Here is a 4,859-nt window from a genome sequence, read left to right on the forward strand (position 1 = left end):
CGACGATATTGGCTGGATGAAATCTTTCATGCGTTTGCCCTGCCACACTCCCCGATATAGCAAGCCCTTGCCCTAAAGCACCAACCGGCGTCATTACTACCCCAGCTGTCATAGCCCTGCTAGCATCATCCAACGCCTTGGCATCCACAGCCCTCTCCCATGCCTGCGCAGCAGGATCGCTGTAATCAACGTTGGCACCCTGAGCGTTACATTCTGGCGTTCCGCATGAAAAATGCTTCACGTGATGGATTTTTCCATCCACCACATAGCTGACCGTATAACGGCCTTCTTCATCCAGCGGTCGACCCGTTAGGCGATCTCGCGGCTGACCAGGGGCTGCCTCTTCCGGGGGTAGCTGATAGATAGGTGCCCGATAGGGCGAGCCTTCCCCACCCGTCTGTTCGATGATGTAGCTGATCAGCTCCGGTGAGGTGTTCTCCGGTATCATTTGAATCAGATAGCGCATGGTGTTGTCTTCGCCGTCTGTCCCGATCCACTCACCGCCATAATCGAAGTAGGTGTCATCAACGGCGTCTTCGTCTTGTAAGTCGACAATAAGGTTGGAGCCGGGGCTTTCTTCCAACTCATCGTTATGCATGGCCCTGAGGGCATCGGCGATCTGCTCTGGCGTGTACTCGCTGCCTTCGGCTAGCTCTTCCGCCAAGGATTGTTCGAAGCTGTGTAGCTGGCGGTTATTGGCATCAAGATTGAACGCCATCGCGCCCCCCTGGGTGCCGCCTGTCGCTGCACCGGCCAGGGTCGCGGTGAGCGATTCAAGCCCTTGGCGCGCCTCGTCCGGTAGATTCAACTCATCCGTGAGACGTTCTACTTCTGCCATGAGCACTGAACTGGTCAGTGCTCCCGTCGCTCCGTCCACACCGCCACCGGCCAGGCCGAGCAGCGTATGGCCCGAGGTGCGGTAAGCGCCGCCTTCCGCCCAACGTGATGCTTCTTTGAGCAGCGTTTCAGGATCACTGGCGTTTTGTGCCTCACGCCATAACTGGGCTTCCTGTTGGCTGGCGTAATCGCCCCAGGCTTGACTGGCTTGTGCCCCAAACTCCTGGGTAATCGTGGTTTGAGCCTCAACGTCTTGTCTGACGCGGTCGGCATCGAAGATCGGGGCAATGCCGGTGTCTGCGTCGCCGGTTCTGGCGTTTTGATTGCCTGCCAGGCCGCTGATGGCGGCAACCGTGGTGCTATTTGCCTTACCGTCGTCGCGGCCGGTGCCGGTGCCGATGCCGGAGAGTCCGATACTGCTTTCACCGCTATCATTTCCACCACTGCTGAGGCCAACGCTGATACTTTCGGCCTCATAGGTGGCGTTGTTGGCAAGGTCGGTTAACGTGAGTGCACCGCTTTCCAGTGCCTCGCTGGCGGTTTGCCCGGCAGTGGTGAAGGTATTGAGGTCGTCGTCAATCGCCACGTCTGTGCTGGTGATGGCACCGCCGGTGAGTTTGGTGATGCCGCCGACATTGACCTGGAAGCCGCCGTCGCCAGCGCGCAGGCCGCTTTGCTCATTGACGCTTTGGAAGTCGCTATTGATTTTCGTGCGGCTAAGGTCAAGGTTGAGCGAGGGTGTGCCGCCGGTTAGCGGGATGCTGGCACCGAAGCCACTGCTTGAGTGGCGTTCGTTGTGGACGGCGGTGTCCTGCAGGCTTTCAATGGTCAGGTCGCCGCCGATGTTGGTGGTGATTTGCGGGGCGCTGACCACCGCGCCTTTGAGGGTGGTGTCGCCACCGCTGGTGAGGATGACTTGGTTGCCTGCGCTGAGCTGGGTGTTGTTGAAGAAGGTACTGTCACCATTGCCGTGGCCCTTGGCGCGGCCGTCTCCTTAACCGAGCGCTTGGAAAGCTAGCGCTTGAACATATCATCCAGGCGATTGGCGAACAGCACGTCGCGCATCCAGCCTTTCAACTGGTCATGGTCGGCTTGCACAAGCTGTGCTTCTACCCAGTCAGGCACCTCACCAAACTTGAACGTGAGTTGGGTGCGTACCACCTCGCGCGCTTCAGCCAAACGTCCTTTCTCAATACCAGACTGCTCACCTTCCTGCCGCCCTTCCAGGCGTTCTTTCTTGACCAGGTTTTCTAAATTCTCTGCCAACATGTCTTTGTCCTCCATCAAGCTGTCGAGCCGGTCCAGATTGACCTCTGTGCCTAGCCGGTACAAATGCCGCTTGAGCCAGCGGGTGATAATCCGGTCGATACGCTCTTTGTTGGGGTCAGTCTGAATAATGGCGACGACCCGATCCACAGCGTTCTGCAGGGCTTCCCAGCTTTCTCCGGCGTTTTCTACCCCGAACACACCGCTGAGCGGTGTCTGGCGTAAACCCAATTCTTCATTAGTATAGCGCCCTTCATCGATCAGAAAATAGCGTAGACGCGGTTGATAGACCTGCAGGAAAGCCGGCGGTTCCGGCTGCACCATGGCGTAAATATCCAGTGGGGCTGTCCAGGGTTTTGAGCCATTGTACAGCACCACCAGAAATACCGGTGGCAGGCCCTGGCTGGGCGTAATGACCTTCTGTTTGAGTAGTTCACTGTAAAAGCAGGCGACGTAGTGCATCAGCCGAATCGGCATGCTGCGGTCAACCGATGACTGGAATATGCCTAATACATTCATAGCCACCATGCCCGCCCCCTGCCACCGTCATTCCCGCATGCCCTTAGCGGGAATCCATTTTGACCTTGGGGTTGGATTTCACCTTAGGCAGGAGCCGTCGCTAGAAAGGTCAAGTTCAAGATGGATTCCCGATTACCCCACTCGGGAATGACGGGGTGGTGAAGTTCATTAATCCGGCAATCTCGGCAGGCGCAAACCCTTCAATCAGTTGCTCAACGAACTCGGGTGGCTGAACAGTTCCTTGTAGCCGGTATCGTGGTGATGGGTGGCCATAACGCGTCCCTGTTAATTCTATAGTGGCAGGGTAGCATGGCGAGTGATGGTCAGCAGCGCATTCCAGTAGGCTGAGCCCTTTTATCGCCACGCTACCGCCAGGCAAGACACGCCATGCCTTCCCTGCAAATCAATGCAGCAACGTCCGTGTTGCTGCGTAGGGTGATGGTGTTATTGCTTGGCGTGACTCGGTCACGGGTCCTGACGACACGCTCTATTTATCATCGTAGAGTTCTGGGTACTTCCGATATCGCCACATATTGATAATGCCAAGCACCGTACCAAGGATATACATGCCCACAAATCCCATTGCCAACACACGATGCCAACGCTGCTCCGGTGGGCCATAACCTCTTAACTCACCACCGAACAACGCATAAGCCCACTCTCCAATAGCCACGCTGTTCCATAGAAATAGAACTAAAGTCGCGACAACCAATGTCAACTTGGCCTGCCGCTTGGCAAATGATGACCATTTGAAATACTCATCATTGCTCTGCATTACCGCCCCTCCTTGTCATTGGCATCTGGCAAGGAAATAAATGATGGCAAATTGCTGATGGTCGTTTCAGTTGCTTTCGAGACGGCATCTTTATTGGGCAATGAGACACCGAAGGCTGCCGGCATCTGCAGATAGGGTGAGGCTAACCGACTGGAGTCTCGCTTTATAAACTCACCCAGCACTGTACCTCCCCCAGCTGTTCCCGCACCCAAGACAGTACTTAGCGGTATCGACTTATCCTCATCATAAAGCCAGTTGGTTACTGAGGTCAGCGAGCCCCCTGCTGCCCCGCCCACGGCGGCATTTCCCCAGGGATTTCGCCCGGCCAGTGGCCCGTATACCAGTGCTGTGCTGCCCGCCGCCAGGGTTTGGCCTGGGCGATACTCCCCGCCTTGCACCATCTGACCCGCCGCATCGAAGCCCGCCCCGGTGGCAAAGAGCCCGGCCGCACCGCGAAAGGCCATTGTGGCGGCAGTATAGGGTGCCATCACAGGTATTGCCGCCATACTGGCCATGCCTCGGCTGAAGGAGTCCTGATCCTCTTTCATCTGCTCAAGTGTTCTGGTGTCCGTATCGTTCAGGTTGTAAGGAAGGCCTGCCGCCTGGGCAACGCCATAGGGGTATTGCAATATCTTTTCACGCGCTGGATAGGCCGATGAGGTTGACGGCTCCCATGCCCGATACGGTGAGCCTTCCCCCCCGTCTGTTCGATGATGTAGCTGATCAGCTCAGGCGGCGTGTTCTCCGGTATCATCTGAATCAGATAGCGCATGGTGTTGTCTTCGCCGTCTGTCCCGATCCACTCACCGCCATAATCGAAGTAGGTGTCATCAACGGCGTCTTCGTCTTGTAAGTCGACAATAAGGTTGGAGCCGGGGCTTTCTTCCAACTCATCGTTATGCATGGCCCTGAGGGCATCGGCGATCTGCTCTGGCGTGTACTCGCTGCCTTCGGCTAGCTCTTCCGCCAAGGATTGCTCGAAACTATGCAGTTGGCGGTTATTGGCATCGAGATTGAACGCCATTGCACCACCCTGGTTGCCACCTGTCGCCGCACCGGCCAGGGTGGCCGTCAGTGACTCTAGTCCTTGGCGCACCCCATCCGGTAGATCCATGTCATTCGTGAGACGCTCCACTTCCGGCATCAGCATGGCGCTGGTGAGTGCACCACTGGCACCGTCTACACCGCCACCGGCCAAGCCGAGCAGCGTATGGCCCGAGGTGCGGTAAGCGCCGCCTTCCGCCCAACGTGCCGCTTCTTTCAGCAATGCAGCACGTGTTTCAGGATCTGTGGCGTTTTGTGCCTCACGCCATAACTGGGCTTCCTGTTGGCTGGCATAATCCCCCCATTCCTTGCTCGCCCGCGACCCAAACTCTTGGGTAATCGCGGCTTGGGCCTGAACGTCTTTTCTGACGCTTTCTGATCTTGCCCAGTAACGATGGACATCTCAAGAATGTAATAC

Annotated in this window: 5 protein-coding genes and 1 pseudogene; 1 reads left to right on the forward strand and 5 read right to left on the reverse strand. The window is 56.9% G+C overall.

Features of this window, described 5'->3' with window-relative positions; all coding sequences use genetic code 11:
• Positions 1-1,759 (reverse strand): annotated as a pseudogene (locus INT21_RS16170) (hemagglutinin repeat-containing protein); the annotation flags it as partial.
• Between INT21_RS16170 and INT21_RS20610 the strand changes: the two are divergent.
• Positions 1,694-1,855, forward strand: coding sequence for a hypothetical protein (locus INT21_RS20610; RefSeq protein ID WP_264299092.1), 162 nt, complete (start codon positions 1,694-1,696; stop codon positions 1,853-1,855). The pseudogene INT21_RS16170 and the gene INT21_RS20610 sit on opposite strands and share 66 nt — an antisense overlap.
• Here INT21_RS20610 and INT21_RS16175 read toward each other — a convergent pair.
• The 4 genes from INT21_RS16175 to INT21_RS16190 all read right to left on the reverse strand — a co-directional run bounded on the left by INT21_RS16175 (position 1,852) and on the right by INT21_RS16190 (position 4,664).
• Entirely contained in the window at positions 1,852-2,631 is a 780-nt protein-coding gene (locus INT21_RS16175; RefSeq protein ID WP_193068437.1) for an Rpn family recombination-promoting nuclease/putative transposase, read from the reverse strand. The two genes, INT21_RS20610 and INT21_RS16175, sit on opposite strands and share 4 nt — an antisense overlap.
• A 478-nt stretch (positions 2,632-3,109) precedes the next feature.
• Positions 3,110-3,397 (reverse strand): hypothetical protein, encoded by a 288-nt coding sequence (locus INT21_RS16180; protein ID WP_193068248.1) that lies wholly within the window; start codon positions 3,395-3,397, stop codon positions 3,110-3,112.
• Positions 3,397-4,026 carry a hypothetical protein gene (locus INT21_RS16185; protein WP_193068249.1) on the reverse strand — a complete coding sequence of 210 codons (630 nt, stop codon included), beginning with the start codon at positions 4,024-4,026 and terminating at the stop codon, positions 3,397-3,399. Before INT21_RS16185 ends, INT21_RS16180 begins: the two co-directional genes overlap by 1 nt.
• Positions 3,975-4,664 carry a hypothetical protein gene (locus INT21_RS16190; RefSeq protein ID WP_193085468.1) on the reverse strand — a complete coding sequence of 230 codons (690 nt, stop codon included), beginning with the start codon at positions 4,662-4,664 and terminating at the stop codon, positions 3,975-3,977. The genes INT21_RS16185 and INT21_RS16190 overlap by 52 nt, the downstream gene beginning before the upstream one ends.
• Between the last annotated feature and the right edge of the window lie 195 nt (positions 4,665-4,859).

This window comes from Halomonas sp. 3F2F, assembly GCF_014897805.1.
Classification (GTDB): Bacteria; Pseudomonadota; Gammaproteobacteria; order Pseudomonadales; family Halomonadaceae; genus Vreelandella.